This window comes from Marinobacter sp. SS13-12 (genome assembly GCF_030227115.1).
Classification (GTDB): domain Bacteria; phylum Pseudomonadota; class Gammaproteobacteria; order Pseudomonadales; family Oleiphilaceae; genus Marinobacter.
In genome coordinates this window covers 194,472-210,192 of record NZ_JASSUA010000002.1, presented here as the reverse complement: position 1 = coordinate 210,192, position 15,721 = coordinate 194,472, and the positions used below count along the sequence as shown (strand labels likewise).

14 protein-coding genes are annotated in these 15,721 nt (G+C 57.4%); 4 read left to right on the top strand and 10 right to left on the bottom strand.

The window, feature by feature from the left end:
* Positions 1 to 201: 201 nt before the first annotated feature.
* The 10 genes from recJ to ffh form a co-directional block, all read right to left on the bottom strand.
* The gene (gene recJ / locus QPL94_RS13950; RefSeq protein WP_285358172.1) at positions 202 to 1,935 is read right to left on the bottom strand and encodes a single-stranded-DNA-specific exonuclease RecJ; all 1,734 of its coding nucleotides are present in this window, start codon (positions 1,933 to 1,935) and stop codon (positions 202 to 204) included.
* 5 nt (positions 1,936 to 1,940) lie between these two features.
* Positions 1,941 to 3,344, bottom strand: coding sequence for a threonine synthase (gene thrC, locus QPL94_RS13945; protein WP_137437531.1), 1,404 nt, complete (start codon positions 3,342 to 3,344; stop codon positions 1,941 to 1,943).
* Positions 3,345 to 3,358: 14 nt separating this feature from the next.
* Positions 3,359 to 4,660 carry a homoserine dehydrogenase gene (locus QPL94_RS13940; RefSeq protein ID WP_285358170.1) on the bottom strand — a complete coding sequence of 434 codons (1,302 nt, stop codon included), beginning with the start codon at positions 4,658 to 4,660 and terminating at the stop codon, positions 3,359 to 3,361.
* A gap of 113 nt (positions 4,661 to 4,773) precedes the next feature.
* Positions 4,774 to 5,520: a DsbC family protein gene (locus tag QPL94_RS13935; RefSeq protein ID WP_285358168.1), complete on the bottom strand. Its 747-nt coding sequence runs from the start codon at positions 5,518 to 5,520 to the stop codon at positions 4,774 to 4,776.
* Positions 5,521 to 5,692: 172 nt separating this feature from the next.
* Positions 5,693 to 6,625 (bottom strand): site-specific tyrosine recombinase XerD, encoded by a 933-nt coding sequence (gene xerD / locus QPL94_RS13930; protein ID WP_285358167.1) that lies wholly within the window; start codon positions 6,623 to 6,625, stop codon positions 5,693 to 5,695.
* 108 nt (positions 6,626 to 6,733) lie between these two features.
* Positions 6,734 to 7,090 (bottom strand): 50S ribosomal protein L19, encoded by a 357-nt coding sequence (gene rplS / locus QPL94_RS13925; protein WP_027831200.1) that lies wholly within the window; start codon positions 7,088 to 7,090, stop codon positions 6,734 to 6,736.
* Positions 7,091 to 7,116: 26 nt separating this feature from the next.
* Positions 7,117 to 7,875 (bottom strand): tRNA (guanosine(37)-N1)-methyltransferase TrmD, encoded by a 759-nt coding sequence (trmD, locus tag QPL94_RS13920; RefSeq protein ID WP_285358165.1) that lies wholly within the window; start codon positions 7,873 to 7,875, stop codon positions 7,117 to 7,119.
* A gap of 3 nt (positions 7,876 to 7,878) precedes the next feature.
* Entirely contained in the window at positions 7,879 to 8,406 is a 528-nt protein-coding gene (gene rimM, locus QPL94_RS13915; protein WP_137437527.1) for a ribosome maturation factor RimM, read from the bottom strand.
* Positions 8,407 to 8,438: 32 nt separating this feature from the next.
* Complete coding sequence (rpsP, locus tag QPL94_RS13910) at positions 8,439 to 8,684, bottom strand: 30S ribosomal protein S16 (RefSeq protein WP_007154391.1); 246 nt, start codon at positions 8,682 to 8,684, stop codon at positions 8,439 to 8,441.
* 143 nt (positions 8,685 to 8,827) lie between these two features.
* The gene (ffh, locus tag QPL94_RS13905; RefSeq protein ID WP_285358160.1) at positions 8,828 to 10,216 is read right to left on the bottom strand and encodes a signal recognition particle protein; all 1,389 of its coding nucleotides are present in this window, start codon (positions 10,214 to 10,216) and stop codon (positions 8,828 to 8,830) included.
* 179 nt (positions 10,217 to 10,395) lie between these two features.
* Here ffh and QPL94_RS13900 point away from each other — a divergent pair, with 179 nt between their 5' ends.
* The 4 genes from QPL94_RS13900 (at position 10,396) to QPL94_RS13885 (ending at position 15,721) form a co-directional block, all read left to right on the top strand.
* Entirely contained in the window at positions 10,396 to 11,202 is an 807-nt protein-coding gene (locus QPL94_RS13900) for a cytochrome C assembly family protein (RefSeq protein WP_285358159.1), read from the top strand.
* A 97-nt stretch (positions 11,203 to 11,299) separates the two neighbouring features.
* Entirely contained in the window at positions 11,300 to 12,577 is a 1,278-nt protein-coding gene (locus tag QPL94_RS13895; protein ID WP_137437523.1) for an HlyC/CorC family transporter, read from the top strand.
* 123 nt (positions 12,578 to 12,700) lie between these two features.
* Positions 12,701 to 13,303, top strand: a complete 603-nt coding sequence (locus QPL94_RS13890) for a Yip1 family protein (protein WP_285358158.1) — start codon at positions 12,701 to 12,703, stop codon at positions 13,301 to 13,303.
* Positions 13,304 to 13,489: 186 nt separating this feature from the next.
* Positions 13,490 to 15,721 (top strand): DUF1631 domain-containing protein, encoded by a 2,232-nt coding sequence (locus tag QPL94_RS13885; protein ID WP_285358157.1) that lies wholly within the window; start codon positions 13,490 to 13,492, stop codon positions 15,719 to 15,721.

Here is a 15,721-nt window from a genome sequence, read left to right as displayed (position 1 = left end):
CTCTCTGGGTTTTTTGTCGGATTACGGCCCGTTGGGCCTAATCCGACCTACGTTATACAGCGTTAACTCTCGAGTTTGGTCGGGCCTGGGGTGGGGGGCTATTTTCTGCCAGAAAAAGGTGTCTGAGCGAAGCGAGTTCTTTTTCCAAAGAAAATAGTCCCCACCCCAGGCCCAGCCCCCAAAAGCCGAAGTCCCGAAAAATCAGGCCAGAGGCTCCAGATAATCCACCAGAAGCTGCAAGTTGGTACGCCCGCGAAAGGTATTGGCGTCAGGCTTGTACACCACCCGGGCCCCGGTCCGGGTGTAGTCGGGCACTTCCGGCCCAGTGTTGAAGGCGATGCCGTCGATGATGGCGCCACCCTCTTCCGGCTGGAGAACCAGTTTCAGGTGGTTCTCGCCAACAATACGCTGGCTGACCACGCGGAAGTTGCCGTCGAACAGCGGCTCCGGGAAATGCTGACCCCAGGGGCCGGCCCGCTTCAACAGTGTGGCGGTTTCCAGGTGTAGTTCGTCCGGGTTCAGGGGGCCGTCGGTGGTGATGGCAGCCTCCAGGTCTTCCGCTCGCAGCGTATCGCGCACGGCCCTGTCGAATGCCTCGCTGAAGGCTTCAAGATCATTGCGGGACAGGGTCATGCCGGCCGCCATGGCGTGGCCACCGTATTTTTTCATCATGCCTGGGTGGCGGGCGTCGACCACCGCAAGTACATCACGGATATGCAGGCCGGGAATGGAGCGGGCGGAGCCTTTGATGTCTTCACCGTTGTCGTCCGGCGCAAAGGCAATGGTCGGGCGGTGGGTCTGCTCACGGATGCGGGCGGCCAGTATGCCGATCACGCCCTGGTGCCAGTCGGTGTCGAACAGGGCCAGCCCCCAGGGTAAACCTTCAATATCCAGCGACATGGACGCCAGCAGGTCCTGGGCCTGGGTTTTCATGTCTTTTTCGATGGTGCGCCGTTCGCGGTTGAAGGTGTCCAGCTCCCGGGCCAGGCGCTGGGCCTCGTCGCGGCTGTCAGCCAGCAGACAGGCAATGCCCACGCTCATGTCATCCAGGCGACCGGCAGCATTAAGCCTTGGGCCGACCACAAACCCAAGGTCGGTGGAGCTGATTTCGCTGTGATCGCGACCTGCCACCTCCAGCAACGCCAGAATACCCGGGCGGGCTTCGCCCTGGCGAATTCGGCGCAGGCCCTGTTCGACGAAGATGCGGTTGTTGTGATCCAGCGGTACCACGTCCGCCACAGTGCCGAGGGCAACCAGATCCAGCAGGTTGCCAAGATTGGGCTGCGGATCTGGCAGGAGGCCCTGCTCTCGGAGATGTTTGCGCAAGGCTGTCAGCACGTAGAACATCACACCCACACCCGCCGCGTTCTTGCTCAGGAAGGGGCATCCGGGCTGGTTGGGGTTCACGATGGCGTCGGCATCGGGAAGGGTTTCGCCGGCCAGGTGGTGGTCGGTCACCACCACCTTTATGCCCAGATCCCGGGCTGCCTGGACACCCTCAACCGCAGAAATGCCGTTGTCCACGGTAACCATCAGGTCCGGCAGGGAGCCCTCTTCCTGTAGCCGGTGGATTATACCGGGCGTCAGGCCATAACCATCGGAAAAGCGGCTGGGCACGCGGAAATCGATGTCGTTCAACCCCAGCATGCCCAGGCCCAGCATGGCCACCGCCGTGCTGGTGGCACCATCGGCGTCAAAGTCGCCCAGAACCAGTACCCGTTGCTGGCTGATAATTGCCTCAGTCAGCAGAGCGACAGCGCGGTCGATTCCCCGGAGGTCCATGGGTGAGGCCAGGTGCTTCAGGGTATAACTGAGCTGTTCATCAGAAGTAACGCCACGGGCGGCGTAGAGTCGGCGGAGCAGTGGAGGCAGATTCTGACCCCAGTCCGGCGTGGTTTCCGGACTGGGGCGACGCAGGATTTTTTTTGGTGTCATACCGGTCAGGTATTCTTCCAGTGTTTGGCGATGAAGTCCTGCACAGCAGGCAGGTCATTATCCAGCACGGTGTATTGCTCTTCCCGCTCGAACAGGTCCGCCATGTGCACCGGCAACGCCGGCTCCGCCTTGACACCAGAGCGCAACACAGCATCCGGGAACTTGGCCGGATGAGCGGTGCCCAGGGTAATCATGGGAATGGCCGGGTCGCGACGGCAGTTGCGGGCTGCGCGAACGCCGATGGCGGTATGCGGATCCAGCAGGTATTCATTCTGCTCGAAGATTTCACGGATGGTGTCCGTGGTGCCTTCATCGTCGACCGCGTCGCTATCAAACACCTTGCGGGCATGCTTCCAGCGGTAGTCTTCAATGCTGACCGGCCCCCTGGAAGCATTTTCCAACAGCTCTTTCACAGCGATTCCATCGCGTCCGTGCAGATCAAACAACAGACGCTCGAAGTTGCTGGATACCATGATGTCCATGCTCGGCGACAGGGTATGCTCAAGCTTGAGCTGCTCGTACCGGTTGCCACTCATGAAACGATGCAGGATATCGTTGCGGTTGGTGGCGATCACCAGCTGGGAGATGGGCAGGCCCATTTTTTTGGCCAGGTAACCGGCAAAGATATCGCCAAAGTTACCGGTGGGCACGGAAAACGCCATACTGCGATCCGGACCACCGAGGGCCAGCGACGCATGAAAGTAGTAGACAATCTGGGCCATGATGCGAGCCCAGTTGATGGAATTCACCGCCGCAAGCTGGGTTTTTCCGCCCAGGAACGACTGGTCGCCAAAGCTTGCCTTGACCATCCGCTGACAGTCATCAAAGTTGCCGCGCACCGCGATGTTGTGGATGTTATCACCCTTCACGGTGGTCATCTGGCGACGCTGCACCTCGGAAACACGCTCGTGGGGGTGCAGGATAAATATGTCCACATGCTTGCAGCGACGGCACCCTTCAATGGCGGCGGAACCGGTATCGCCAGACGTCGCCCCCATGATCACCACGTGCTGCTGTCGCTTCTCCAGCACATAGTCCAGCAGGCGCCCCAGCAGCTGCAGAGCGAAATCCTTGAACGCCAGGGTAGGGCCACGGAACAGTTCCATGACCCATTCATTGCTATCCAGCTGAACCAGTGGCGCGACCGCCTTGTGGGCAAATGCGTCACCGTAGGTTTCGTCCAGCATCCTGCGGAAATCCTCTGCCGGAATGGCATCGTCCACGAACGGATGCATCACCTTGAAGGCCAGCTCGCTGTAGGAAAGCCCGCGCCAGCTGCGGATTTCTTCCAGGCTGAAATGGGGCAGGGATTCCGGGACATACAGGCCACCGTCGGTGGCCAGGCCTGTCAGCAGGACATCTTCAAAACCCAGGGCGGGAGCTTCGCCCCGTGTACTGATGTATCTCACCTTGCGCGTTCCTGTCAGTTAAAGTTTTCGGCACGGATGCGAATGACTTTTCCGTCGATATCGCTGAGAGCTTCCAGTTCTTCAATGGCGCGGTTGATCTGGCGCTCCTGAACCGTGTGGGTGAGGATAATCACCGGAATGCGGCCATCCTTCAGCTCCGATTCCTTCTGCATGATGGACTCGATATTGATGCCGTGCTCGCTCAGGATAGACGCCACTTTCGCCAGCACGCCGGGGCGGTCCAACGCCTGGATACGCAGGTAATAGGCAGACTGGACATCCTCCATGGGCAGCACCGGAAGATCTTCCATCGCCGACGGCTCAAAGCCGAGGTAAGGCACACGCTGGTTGCTTTCAGCGGCGACGGAACGGGCGGCATCGATGATATCGGCAATTACCGCAGAGGCTGTGGCCTCGTCGCCCGCACCCGGGCCGTAATACATGGTCTGGCCGACGGCGTCGCCATCCACCAGTACTGCATTCAGTACACCATCAACCTGGGCAATGAGGTGGCTACGGGGAACCAGCGTGGGATGCACGCGCAGCTCGATGCCTTCATCGCGACGGCGGGCAATGCCCAGATGCTTGATGCGATACCCCAGAACCTCGGCATGGGCGATATCGTAAGGGGTAATCTCGGAAATCCCTTCGGTATAGGCCTTTTCGAACTGAAGTGGCACACCGAAACCTGCCGAGGCCAGGATGGTCAACTTGTGAGCGGCGTCGATACCTTCAACGTCAAAGGTGGGATCAGCCTCTGCATAACCCAGATCCTGGGCCTCTTTGAGCACCTCAGCGAATTCACGGCCGGCACGCATTTCCGTCAGGATATAGTTACCGGTACCGTTGATGATGCCGGCAATCCAGTCGACCCGATTGGCCGCCATGCCCTCACGAACGGCCTTGATGACCGGAATTCCACCGGCGACACCCGCTTCGTAGGCAACGATCACATTTTTCTTCGCAGCAGCCTCAAAGATTTCATTGCCGTGAACCGCAATCAGGGCCTTATTCGCAGTTACTACGTGCTTGCCATTCTTGATGGCTGCCAGCACCAGCTCCCGCGCAGTCTCGTAGCCGCCAATCAGTTCCACCACAATATCCACGGACGGGTCATTCACCACGTCGAACACATCGGTGCTGAAAGGGATATCACCCAGATCAATATCGCTGCGGGGTGTGCGTGTCGCCACCCTGGCAATCCGGATATTGAAACCTGTCCTGCCCGTGATCAGGCTGGCGTTCCGGGTCAGTACGTTGTACGTACCACCACCGACTGTTCCCAGTCCGCAGATTCCGACATTGACGTCTTTCAAGCTTTCACCTCTGTTCCCGATGGGTTGCTGTGGGGAGCGATAGTATAACGGTTAACGTGCGCCCGAATAAGCCCTGTCCGACACAACGGGCAAAGCTTCAGACCGGTAGACTATCAGAGCAGCCCGAGGCCTTCAGCCAGTTTTTGGGCCGGCACGTAACCACGCACCATGTTACCGTCTTCCAGCACGATCGCCGGGGTGCCGGTCACACCAACGCGACCGCCCAACTGGAATTGCTCCCTGACCGGATTGTCACAGCTCTGCTCTTCTACAGGGCGGCCCTGCTTGGCGGCATCCATGGCTGCCTGCTGGTCATCGGAACACCAGACAGAAATATATTTGCGGAATGAGGGTGTGTTGGGCCCGGAGCGGGGAAAACCGTAGTAGTGAACCGTAATGCCCATGTCATTCAGCTGTGGCACTTCATCATGCATCTTACGGCAGTAGGGGCAATCAATATCGGTAAACACGGCAATGGAGGCCTTCTCCGTACCCTTGGCAGCATAGCTGATCACCCCCTTGCCACCAAAATCGTCCATTGTACGGGCCCGTTGCGATGCCCTTCCCTGTTCCGAGACATTGGCGATGCCAGTACTGGTAATCTTCAGGAGGTCCCCGGTAAGGAGGTACTGGCCGTCGGCAGTGGTGAAGATGGTATCCCCGTTATTACTGTACACCTCGTACAGGCCCTTGACTTCGGACTTGCGAACCTCGGAGATTTTCAGGCCAGGAACAGCTGCCGTCAGTTTTTCGGTAATCTTGTCCTCTACTTCACCCGCCTGAAGGGTTGATGCTCCGGCCATGACCAGGGTAGCGGTAACGAACAGCAGGCAGGACTTGAACAGGCTCTTGATCAACATAATGGCTTCCAGTTAAAAGGGCTCACAGGGTGTTCAATCTTCACGGCAGCGCGATTCCCGCCGCGTCGTTAAAAAAACCAAGAGAGTTAATAGCGTCGAGAGAGTTGCGACACCGGCCACCAAAAAAAGTTCAGTGTACCAAGGCGCATCGCCACCGCAACCAGACATGACACTAGCCCCTGGGATGATGGGACTGATGCAGGGACTGCAATCGCTGTCGCGCCACATGGGTGTATATCTGTGTGGTGGAAAGATCCGAATGCCCCAGCAGCATCTGCACTACCCGCAGGTCTGCGCCATTATTCAGCAAATGGGTGGCGAAGGCATGCCGCAGGGTGTGTGGGGAAAGATGCTTGTGGATGCCTGCCCGCAGGGCATAGTGCTTTATCCGGTGCCAGAACGTCTGCCGTGTCATGGCGACCGGCCGGTTTCCGGGAAACAGCGCATTACTTGGCCGCCCCCTGAGAAGTTCACCCCGCCCTTCCTTCATGTACCGCACCAGCCAGTCAATGGCCTCCTCTCCCAGGGGCACCAGCCGCTCCTTGTTTCCCTTGCCTACTATCCTGACCACACCCTGACGCAGATTCACCTCGTCCACGGTCAACGCCACCAGTTCCGACACCCGCAAACCGCAGCCATACAGAATTTCCATCATTGCCTTGTCGCGAAGCTCGATGGGCACCTCCGGGTCGGGCTCCGACAGCAGATTGTCCACATCGTCCTCCGACAGGGAATCCGGCAGGCGCCGCGGAAGCCTGGGGCTGTCAATGCGCAATGTCGGATCCTCTGAGATCAACCCTTCGCGTAAAAGGTAGCGATAGAAACGCCGCAAACCAGACAGGCGACGAGCAGCGGTGGACGTCTTGAAGCCATCGGCCAAACCCCGGGCGATCCAGGCCAGCAAATCGGTACGACGCACGTCTGCCAGCAATGGTTTTCCCGGCTGCTCCTGCAGCCATACCGCCAGGCGTTCGAGATCGCTGCGGTATGCCTCGCGGGTTTTCTCACCCAGCCCGTCCTCAAGCCAGACGGCATCTGTGAAGCGCACAATGATTGCTTCATCGGGGGGACGCAATTCAGCTCTGGAGTTGGTCTTCCGGCTCATAACAGCTTACTCGAAACGTACCGCGCCGATGCAGTTATGGAGATCAGACACGAAAAAGGCAGCCAAAGGCTGCCTTTTTCAACGAACTTGACCAGCAACCGCTGCTGATCAGCCCAGCTTTTCCTTGATACGAGCTGCCTTGCCAGACAGGTCGCGCAGGTAGTAAAGCTTGGCCTGGCGAACGTCGCCGCGACGCTTCACGCTGATGCTGTCGATCAGCTTGGAGAAGGTCTGGAAGGTACGCTCAACGCCAACGCCGTAGGAAATTTTCCGTACAGTGAAGGAAGAGTTCATGCCACGGTTGCGCTTGCCAATGACAACGCCTTCAAACGCCTGCAGACGCTCGCGGTTGCCTTCAGTTACACGCACTTGGATAACCACGGTGTCACCCGGCGCAAAGGCAGGGATTTCCTTGGTCATCTGCTCTGATTCAATCTGACTGATGATGTTGTTCTTACCGCTCATCGTTAGTGCTCCTGATACCCAATCTTTTAATGCCCTGATGATTCAGAGGCACCCGGTTCGTTCAAAATCTCTTCCAGCAGCTTACGCTCTTCGTCCGTAAACACCCGCTTTTCCAGCAGGTCGGGGCGTCGCTCCCGGGTTCGCCTCAGCGACTGCTTGAGCCGCCAACGCCGGATCTGATCATGGTGACCGCCCAATAAAACATCCGGCACCGCCTGACCTTCGTAAACCTCGGGCCGGGTGTAGTGCGGACAATCCAGCAAACCGTCAGCAAAGGAATCCTGCTCTGCCGACTGCGCATGACCCAGCGCTCCGGGGATGAGGCGCGTAACCGCATCAATAACAGCCATGGCTGCCAGTTCGCCACCGGAGAGCACAAAATCTCCCAGTGACACCTCCCGGTCGACTTCGGCCGATATCAGGCGTTCATCAACACCCTCGTACCGCCCGGCTACCAGAATGAGGTTCTGTTCTGCCGCCAGTGACTCAACCACGCTCTGGTCCATCGGCTCCCCCTGGGGAGACAGATAAACCACGCAGGCCTTGCCGGGTGCCGACGCCCGTGCCGCATGTATGGCATCCCGCAGCGGCTGAATTTTCATCAGCATGCCCGGACCACCACCATAAGGCCGGTCGTCAACAGTGCGGTGACGATCGTGGGTAAATTCCCGGGGATTCCAGGCACTGAAGGTCAGCAAACCATCTCTGACCGCCCTGCCGGTAATCCCATACTCGGTCACCGCAGCGAACATCTCCGGGAACAGACTGACTGCGCCAATCCACACCCGTCAGAACTCCGGATCCCAGTCGACTACCATACGCGAAGCGGCCAGATCCACATTCCGGACAACGTGGTCCGGACGGTAGGGAATCAGCCGCTCACGCTGGTCGATGGAGGCATCAGTAGCCCTCACCACCAGGACATCGTTGGAGCCTGTTTCTATCAGATGATGCACCCTGCCGAGGCACTCATCCTCAGTCGTGAACACGTCAAGCCCTTCCAGCTGATACCAGTAGTATTCCCCTTCGGGTAGCTCTGGCAACTCTTCGGTGGGCACAATAACGTCGGCGCCGCAGTAACTGCGAGCCATTTCACGATCATCAATGCCTTTCAGCCTGACAACGATCCCCTGGCCCTGCCGGCGACCTTCCTCAAGCTTTGCAGGGATACGCTTGCCATTGTGGACCAAAGTCCAGTCACGGTAGTTCAGTATCCCTTCTCTGGGGTCCGTGTAAGAGTGGACTTTAAGCCACCCTTTAACCCCAAACACCGAGGTAATCTGACCAATCACAGTTTCCTGCGAATGCTGAGCCATGCCCTAACCCCGGTGATGAAACGTTAACTCTATTACTCTGCCGCAGCGCCTTTCAGCAACTGGGCAACGCGCTCGCTGGTCTGAGCGCCCTGGCCCAGCCAATGATCAATGCGATCGCGATCAATACGCAGACGCTCTTCCTGACCGCGAGCGACCGGGTTAAAGAAGCCAACGCGCTCGATAAAACGACCGTCGCGGGATTTGCGGCTGTCTGTCACTGTCAGATGGTAGAACGGGCGCTTCTTGGAGCCGCCACGAGCCAAACGGATTATTACCATTTCGACCAATATCCTGTTCTGTTGTACGAACTTTGTACGATTCACACCCGCCAAACCAAGGCTGGCGCGAAGACCCATACTCGAAAGGGGCGCTATTCTATGCTAAATGAACGCCAAAGAAAACAGGGAATACATCCCGGTTTCTACATACGTCCACGGGGTGGCATTCCGCCACCGCCTCCGCCCGGCGGCATCATACCGCCAAGACCCCGCATCATGTTAGCCATTCCGCCTTTCTTGCCGAATTTCTTCATCATTTTCTGCATTTGCTTGTGCTGTTTCAGCAGCCGGTTGACGTCCTGGATCTGGGTACCGGAGCCGCCTGCTATGCGGCGCTTGCGGGAATTGTTGATGACATCCGGATAGCGGCGCTCCTTGGGGGTCATTGAGCAGATAATGGCTTCCATCTGCCCCATGGACTTGTCATTCACCTGCTGCTGGGCCATTTGCGCCATCTGCCCCATACCCGGCAGCTTATCCATCAGGCCACCGATACCGCCCATATTTTTCATCTGCTGCAACTGGTCGCGGAAGTCTTCCAGGTCAAAGTTCTTGCCCTTCTTGATCTTCTTCGTCAGTTTTTCGGCTTTCTTCTGGTCAATCTTGCGTTCGGCTTCCTCTATCAGGGAGAGCACATCCCCCATACCGAGGATTCTGGATGCCACCCGGTCCGGATGGAACGGCTCCAGGGCGTCCGATTTCTCCCCCACACCGAGGAACTTGATGGGCTTGCCGGTAATGTGGCGCACTGACAGCGCGGCGCCGCCACGGGCGTCGCCATCGGTCTTGGTGAGAACCACACCCGTCAGCGGCAGCGCATCGTTAAAGGCCTTGGCGGTGTTGGCCGCGTCCTGACCGGTCATGGCATCCACCACGAACAGGGTCTCGACAGGGTTTACCGCTTTGTGCAGCCGCCCTATCTCGCCCATCATCTGCTCGTCGACGTGGAGGCGGCCGGCGGTATCCAGGATCACCACATCGATATGCTTCTTGCGGGCAGCATCCAACGCACCATTGGCGATATCGACCGGGTCCTGGTCCGCAGTGCTGGGGAAAAACTCGACCCCGACTTCCCCTGCCAGGGTTTCCAACTGGCGTATTGCCGCGGGCCGATATACGTCGGCGCTCACCACCATCACGGTTTTTTTGTGCCGCTCCTTCAGGAACCGGGAAAGCTTGGCAACGGTGGTGGTCTTACCAGCACCCTGCAAACCGGCCATCATGATCACCGCCGGGGGCGCTACCGCCAGATTGAGAGACTCATTGCCGTCCCCCATCACGCGCTCCAGCTCCTGCTGGACCACTTTCACGAATACCTGGCCCGGGCTCAGGCTACGCTGGACTTCCTGGCCAATGGCCCGCTGACGCACGCCCTCTATAAATGCCTTGACCACTGGCAGGGCAACGTCTGCCTCCAAAAGCGCCATGCGAACTTCACGCAGCGTTTCCTTTATGTTGTCGTCGGTCAGCCGCGCCTGACCTGAAATCTTGCGCAGACTGCCGGAAAGTCGGTCCTGGAGGTTTTCAAACATGTTGATCTTCCGTACCCGGATTAATTGAGTGCATGAAACACGGGAACCCGATCAGGTTCCTTGATTCCTGTTGCATAATCGCGACATTATAACCAGACTATCGCCCTGAAACGACCAGCCCGGTCAAATCGGCGCGAAAGCCCGCCGCACCCCAGTCAGAGAGTGGTTAAAAGGAAGTCATGGGAACGCTGATTCTCGCGGTCACTTCATTATTACTATACAGCATTGGTACTGCCCTGCAGGCGCTCAGCTTCAGGGGGCGGGTACATACCAATATTGCAATAACCACCCTTATCGGCATGCTGGCGCTGACCGCCCATGGCCTGCTGATTGCCCAGACTGTCCACCAGGAAGGCGGATTCGATTTCGGATTCTTCCAGAGTTCGGTGCTCATTTCCTGGCTGATTGTGTTTCTTTTGCTGGGACTTAACCTTAGCAAGCCGGTCCAGAGCCTCTTCCTTGGTGTTTATCCGATCGCAGCGCTGACCATCGTCATGAGCCTGATCACCCACCCTTCTTCCCAACTGGTCCCGCAAGACAGTTACGGCATGCTGTCGCACATCGCGCTGTCGGTCACAGCCTACAGCCTGTTCACGCTGGCGGCTATACAGGCAGCCCTGCTGTACCTCCAGAATCGCCAGCTCAAGCACAACTACAACAGCATAATGATCAGAAACCTGCCGCCGTTGCAGACCATGGAATCCCTGCTGTTCGAAATGGTCTGGGCGGGCGTGGTGATGCTGGTGCTGGCCATTGTCACCGGGGCACTGTTCATTGATGATATTTTTGCCCAGGACCTGGCCCACAAGACTGTATTCTCACTTCTGTCCCTGGCTGTCTTCCTGGCATTGCTGATCGGGCGCTACACACGTGGGTGGCGCGGCATAACCGCCAGTCGCTGGACTCTCGCCGGTTGTGCCCTGCTTATGCTCGCCTTCTACGGCAGCAAGTTTGTGCTTGAACTGGTCTTCCACCGGGGCGGCTGACGAACTTCGTAGCCGCCCCCGTTCCGGTACACACTTGACACCGCGATCACCAACCGCCTATTTTCCCAACTTATCAGCAAAATAAGGACATTCAGTCTTGAACGAGACATCGCTCACCGCGCTGTTCATCATCCTGGCGGGACTCATCCTGCTGTCCGCTTTCTTCTCCAGCTCCGAAACCGGCATGATGTCGCTCAATCGTTACCGGTTGAAGCATATGGCCAAGACTGGCCACAAGGGCGCCAAACGGGCCCAGGGATTGCTGAACCGCACGGATCAGCTGATCGGCGTCATCCTCATTGGCAACAATTTCGTCAATATCTTTGCTTCCGCGATTGCGACCGTCATCGCCATTCGTATCTGGGGGGATGCCGGCATTGCCATTGCCACTGTGCTGCTGACGATTGTCATACTGATATTCGCGGAAGTAACCCCAAAGACACTCGCAGCCCTGTTTCCGGAAAAAATTGCCTTCCCCGCCTCCCATATACTGGGCCCGCTGCTAAAGATTCTTTACCCGGTGGTGTGGGCGGTGAACCTGTTCACCGGCGCCATACTGAAAATCATCGGCGTGTCCGCCAACGACGCTGCCAACGAACACCTCAGCCGGGAGGAACTCAGGACCCTGGTCAACGAGGCGGGCGCCCTGATACCGGCGAAGCACAAGGACATGCTGGTCAGCATCCTGGACCTTGAAAAGGTGACCGTGAATGACATCATGGTGCCCCGCAATGAAGTGGTCGGTATCGACCTGGATGACGATCTGGACACCATTTTGCGCCAGCTCAGAAGCAGTCAGCATACCCGGTTGCCGGTCTTCAAAGGCGATATCAACAACATACAGGGCGTGCTTCACCTGCGAAATGTCTCGAGGCTACTGCTGCAGGATGACATCAACAAGGCCATGCTGATGCAGCTTTGCCGGGAGCCCTACTTCATTCCGGAAAGCACACCACTGAACACACAGCTGATCAACTTCCAGAAGCAAAAGCGGCGTTTCGGCATCGTGGTTGACGAGTACGGAGAAGTTCTGGGCCTGGCCACCCTGGAGGACATACTGGAAGAAATCGTTGGCGAGTTTACTACCGATTACGCCGCCACCAGCCCGGACATCATTCCCCAGGATGACGGCACCTTTATTATCGACGGCACCTCCGCAGTCCGAACCATCAACAAAACCCTGGGCTGGAAGCTTCCGATTGACGGCCCCAAGACTCTTAACGGGCTGATCACCGAGACCCTGGAAAACATTCCGGAAACGAACGTCTGCCTTAAAGTAGGCGGGCACCGGGTTGAAGTACTGCAGATCAAGGATAACGTGGTCAAGGCAGCCATCGTTCACCCCAAGAAGCGAAAAAAACGCTCTCTCAAGTAGGCTATCCGGTTATAACAAGAATTCTGTTAGAAATATCAAAGTTTAATCTTTCTCTTGACCCAAAAGCCTTTCCCACCAAAACTGAAGGCTTGAGATATAACAATAATGAACAGGAGTACGTCCATGAGTCTAACCCATACCCTGGGTCTGCTTACGCACCCGGATCGTGAATGGGAAGCCATTCGCAACGAGCCGGAATCCCTTGGCAAGCTTTACCTGGGCCATGTTCTGTTGCTGGGGCTCATCCCGGCCATTGCCGGCTTCTACGGCAGCACCCAGGTTGGCTGGCAAATCGGTGACGGCCAGGTGATCAGACTGACAACCACCAGCGCCCTGCAGCTGACAGCTCTCTTTTACCTGGCCATGCTGACAGGCATTTATATTATTGGCCGATTCATCGATTTTTTTGCCGCGACCTACGACGTCAAGGACAGTAACCCGCGAGGCGTTACGCTGGCAGCCTATACGGCAACACCGGTGTTTTTGCTGGGCATCGCCGCAGTGTATCCCAATATCTGGGTCAACATGATCGTGGGGCTGATTGCCATTGCCTATGCCGTCTATCTGCTCTATGAAGGGCTACCGATATTGATGAAAATACCGGAAGAGCGGGGATTCATGTTCGCCTCTGCCGTGTTGACTGTCGGCCTGGTCATGTTCGTTGCCCTGCTGGCAATTACCGTGGTGATATGGAGTGTGGGTATTGGTCCGGTGTATGTGAGCTGACACCTGCCAACAGTTACATCTGAAAACCGGGCACCTTCGGGTATCCCGGGATTTTTTTATTTCTGGGCTCAGTTGGCATTTGGTTATGTTACCGAGTGTTAAAATGAGGTAGATTTAACGTATAAATAATAAACGCAGTCGTAAGCTCGGTCATGTATCCGGTTGAGGCGTACACAGGAGTCGGCCATGAATAAGCAGTCCGGCATACATTATCTCCGCGAGCACCGGGAGGCTGGGAGTTCAAATCCCGTACCTGCACAGGTGGTCCGTATCCGTGACACTGTCGTTGCCGGACTGGGAGATTTGTTGCAGGGTGCATTTGACGCAGTTGATGACTCGCTGTTCGAACTGGCAAACAATGCCAGGAGCAACAACGAGCAGAACCGCTATTTTGAAGCCATGCGCGAAATCCGCATCAAACGGAAGGGTGTCGAGCGCCATTTCCAGAATGCGGTGGCCCAGCTGTTTGCGAACCCGCCCCGAAGCGGTACCGTAGCCGCAGATGAAAGCCTGGCCAGCCAGACTAATTCCGACAGCCTGTCGCTGGTGGGTGACGACGACCTGGAGGAACAGGTCGCCCTCAACGCCATGATCACCAAATCCAGGGTTCACTTCCAGGGCCCCCTGCTTCAACTGCAAACCCGATTCAGTGTGGTATACCCGGGCGCCAGTGAAGACATACCCGTCAACCCGATGGCTCCCGAACACCTGTGCAGCGCCTTTGTGGAAGCAATCCAGGCCCTCGAGATCCAGATTCGCGAGCGCCTGATCCTGCTCAAGCAGTTTGACCGTTATGTCGTCTCCAACCTTGGCATGTTGCTGGATGAAGCCAACCGGATACTGATCCAGGCCGGCGTCATTCCTAACTTCCGCTACCACGGCAAAGCTGGCAAGCAACAGGACAGCTCTGCCCCGGGCACAACTGCCGGCCAGGCGCCCGGTGAAACCGCATCTGCCGCAAGCGAGCAGCAAGGGCATCACGAAGGTGCCATGTTCGAGCAAATCCGGCAAATGCTCGCCCATCAGCGTGCCAATGCAGGTATTCCGCCCCGGTCGTCAGACCCGAACGTTCATGTTATCGGAGGCGCAGAGCTTGCCAGCCTGCTCGGAGCGCTCCCCCAGCAACCCCCGGGTGAGCAGGTCAGCGGCAACCTGAGTGCCGGCAAGCCGGTGATGGTCGATCTGTACCAGGTTGTCCAGCAGCTGCTTGCGCAAACCGGAAACACCAGCGACGGCAAGAAGCCGGCACTGAATGAAATGGACGAGGACCTGATTAACCTGGTGTCCATGCTGTTCGAATTCATTCTGGACGACTACAACCTGTCGGCGCCGGTACAGGTGCTGATCAGCCGGCTTCAGATTCCCATTCTCAAAGTGGTCATCAAGGACAAGACGTTCTTCAGCAAAGCCACCCATCCTGCCCGTCGCCTGCTTAACTCACTTGCCCGGGCCGGCATCGGCTGGAGTGAGAGCGACGAAAAAACCCGGGACAAGCTGTATGAGCAGATTCATGCGGTGGTTGCCCGCATCCTGAACGAATTTGACGGCGACGTAACCCTGTTCGAAACCCTGTGCGAGGAATTTGAGCAGTTCCTGGCCAGAGAGAATCGCAAGGCTTCCCTGGTGGAGCAGCGCACACGGGAATCCGAGCGCGGCCGCATCAAGTCACAGAAAGCCCAGGAGACCGTGGATCAGTTGCTGCAGAAGAAGCTGGCGCGCTACAAACTCCAGGAGCCGGTACGGAATATCTTGCTGAATGGCTGGAGCCGGGTCATGTTCCTGGCTTACCTGCGAGACGACGTGGAGCATCGCTGGCCCCAGACCGTCCGGGTTGTGGACGACCTGATCTGGTGCCTGCATCCCCACCAGGACGACGAGGAGCGGGACCAGTGGGTCCGGGTGGTGCCCGGATTGCTGAAATCACTGAGGGCCGGCCTTGAGGAAGTCTCCTACAATTCATCCAAACTGGATGAAATGATGTCGGACCTCAAGCATGAGCTGACCGAAGCCTTCCGTGCCAACGCACTTGCAGAAGCCATGGAAGACGCTCCCGAGCCAGAACCGGAAGATGAGGACGATGATCCCATCAGCCACCAAACCGCGATACAGCGTCAACAGGAGCTGGAGGACGCGGCAATTGCCGAATATGTGGCACAGATCGACGCCATTGAGATCGGCAACTGGGTGGAATTCAATCTGGTCAACGGTGCCAGCTTCCGCTGCAAGCTGTCTGCGATTATCGAAGAAGCAGACAGTTTCGTCTTTGTTAACCGCATGGGGCTGAAGGTTATTGAGAAATCCCGTACCGATCTCGCCCACGAAATGCGGCGCGGACGCCTGACTGTTCTTGAGCAGGGCGCATTGATTGATCGGGCGCTGGACGCCGTTGTGGGCAGCTTGCGGAGCAAGGCGGGGTAA

Bases quoted from the DNA above. Each gene is read 5' to 3' on its own strand.
- QPL94_RS13885 (WP_285358157.1), top strand. From the start codon at position 13,490: ATGAATAAGCAGTCCGGCATACATTATCTCCGCGAGCACCGGGAGGCT.
- rimM (WP_137437527.1), bottom strand. From the start codon at position 8,406: ATGGCTCAGCATTCGCAGGAAACTGTGATTGGTCAGATTACCTCGGTG.
- recJ (WP_285358172.1), bottom strand. From the start codon at position 1,935: ATGACACCAAAAAAAATCCTGCGTCGCCCCAGTCCGGAAACCACGCCG.
- rpsP (WP_007154391.1), bottom strand. From the start codon at position 8,684: ATGGTAATAATCCGTTTGGCTCGTGGCGGCTCCAAGAAGCGCCCGTTC.
- QPL94_RS13900 (WP_285358159.1), top strand. From the start codon at position 10,396: ATGGGAACGCTGATTCTCGCGGTCACTTCATTATTACTATACAGCATT.
- xerD (WP_285358167.1), bottom strand. From the start codon at position 6,625: ATGAGCCGGAAGACCAACTCCAGAGCTGAATTGCGTCCCCCCGATGAA.
- ffh (WP_285358160.1), bottom strand. From the start codon at position 10,216: ATGTTTGAAAACCTCCAGGACCGACTTTCCGGCAGTCTGCGCAAGATT.
- QPL94_RS13935 (WP_285358168.1), bottom strand. From the start codon at position 5,520: ATGTTGATCAAGAGCCTGTTCAAGTCCTGCCTGCTGTTCGTTACCGCT.
- rplS (WP_027831200.1), bottom strand. From the start codon at position 7,090: ATGAGCGGTAAGAACAACATCATCAGTCAGATTGAATCAGAGCAGATG.
- QPL94_RS13890 (WP_285358158.1), top strand. From the start codon at position 12,701: ATGAGTCTAACCCATACCCTGGGTCTGCTTACGCACCCGGATCGTGAA.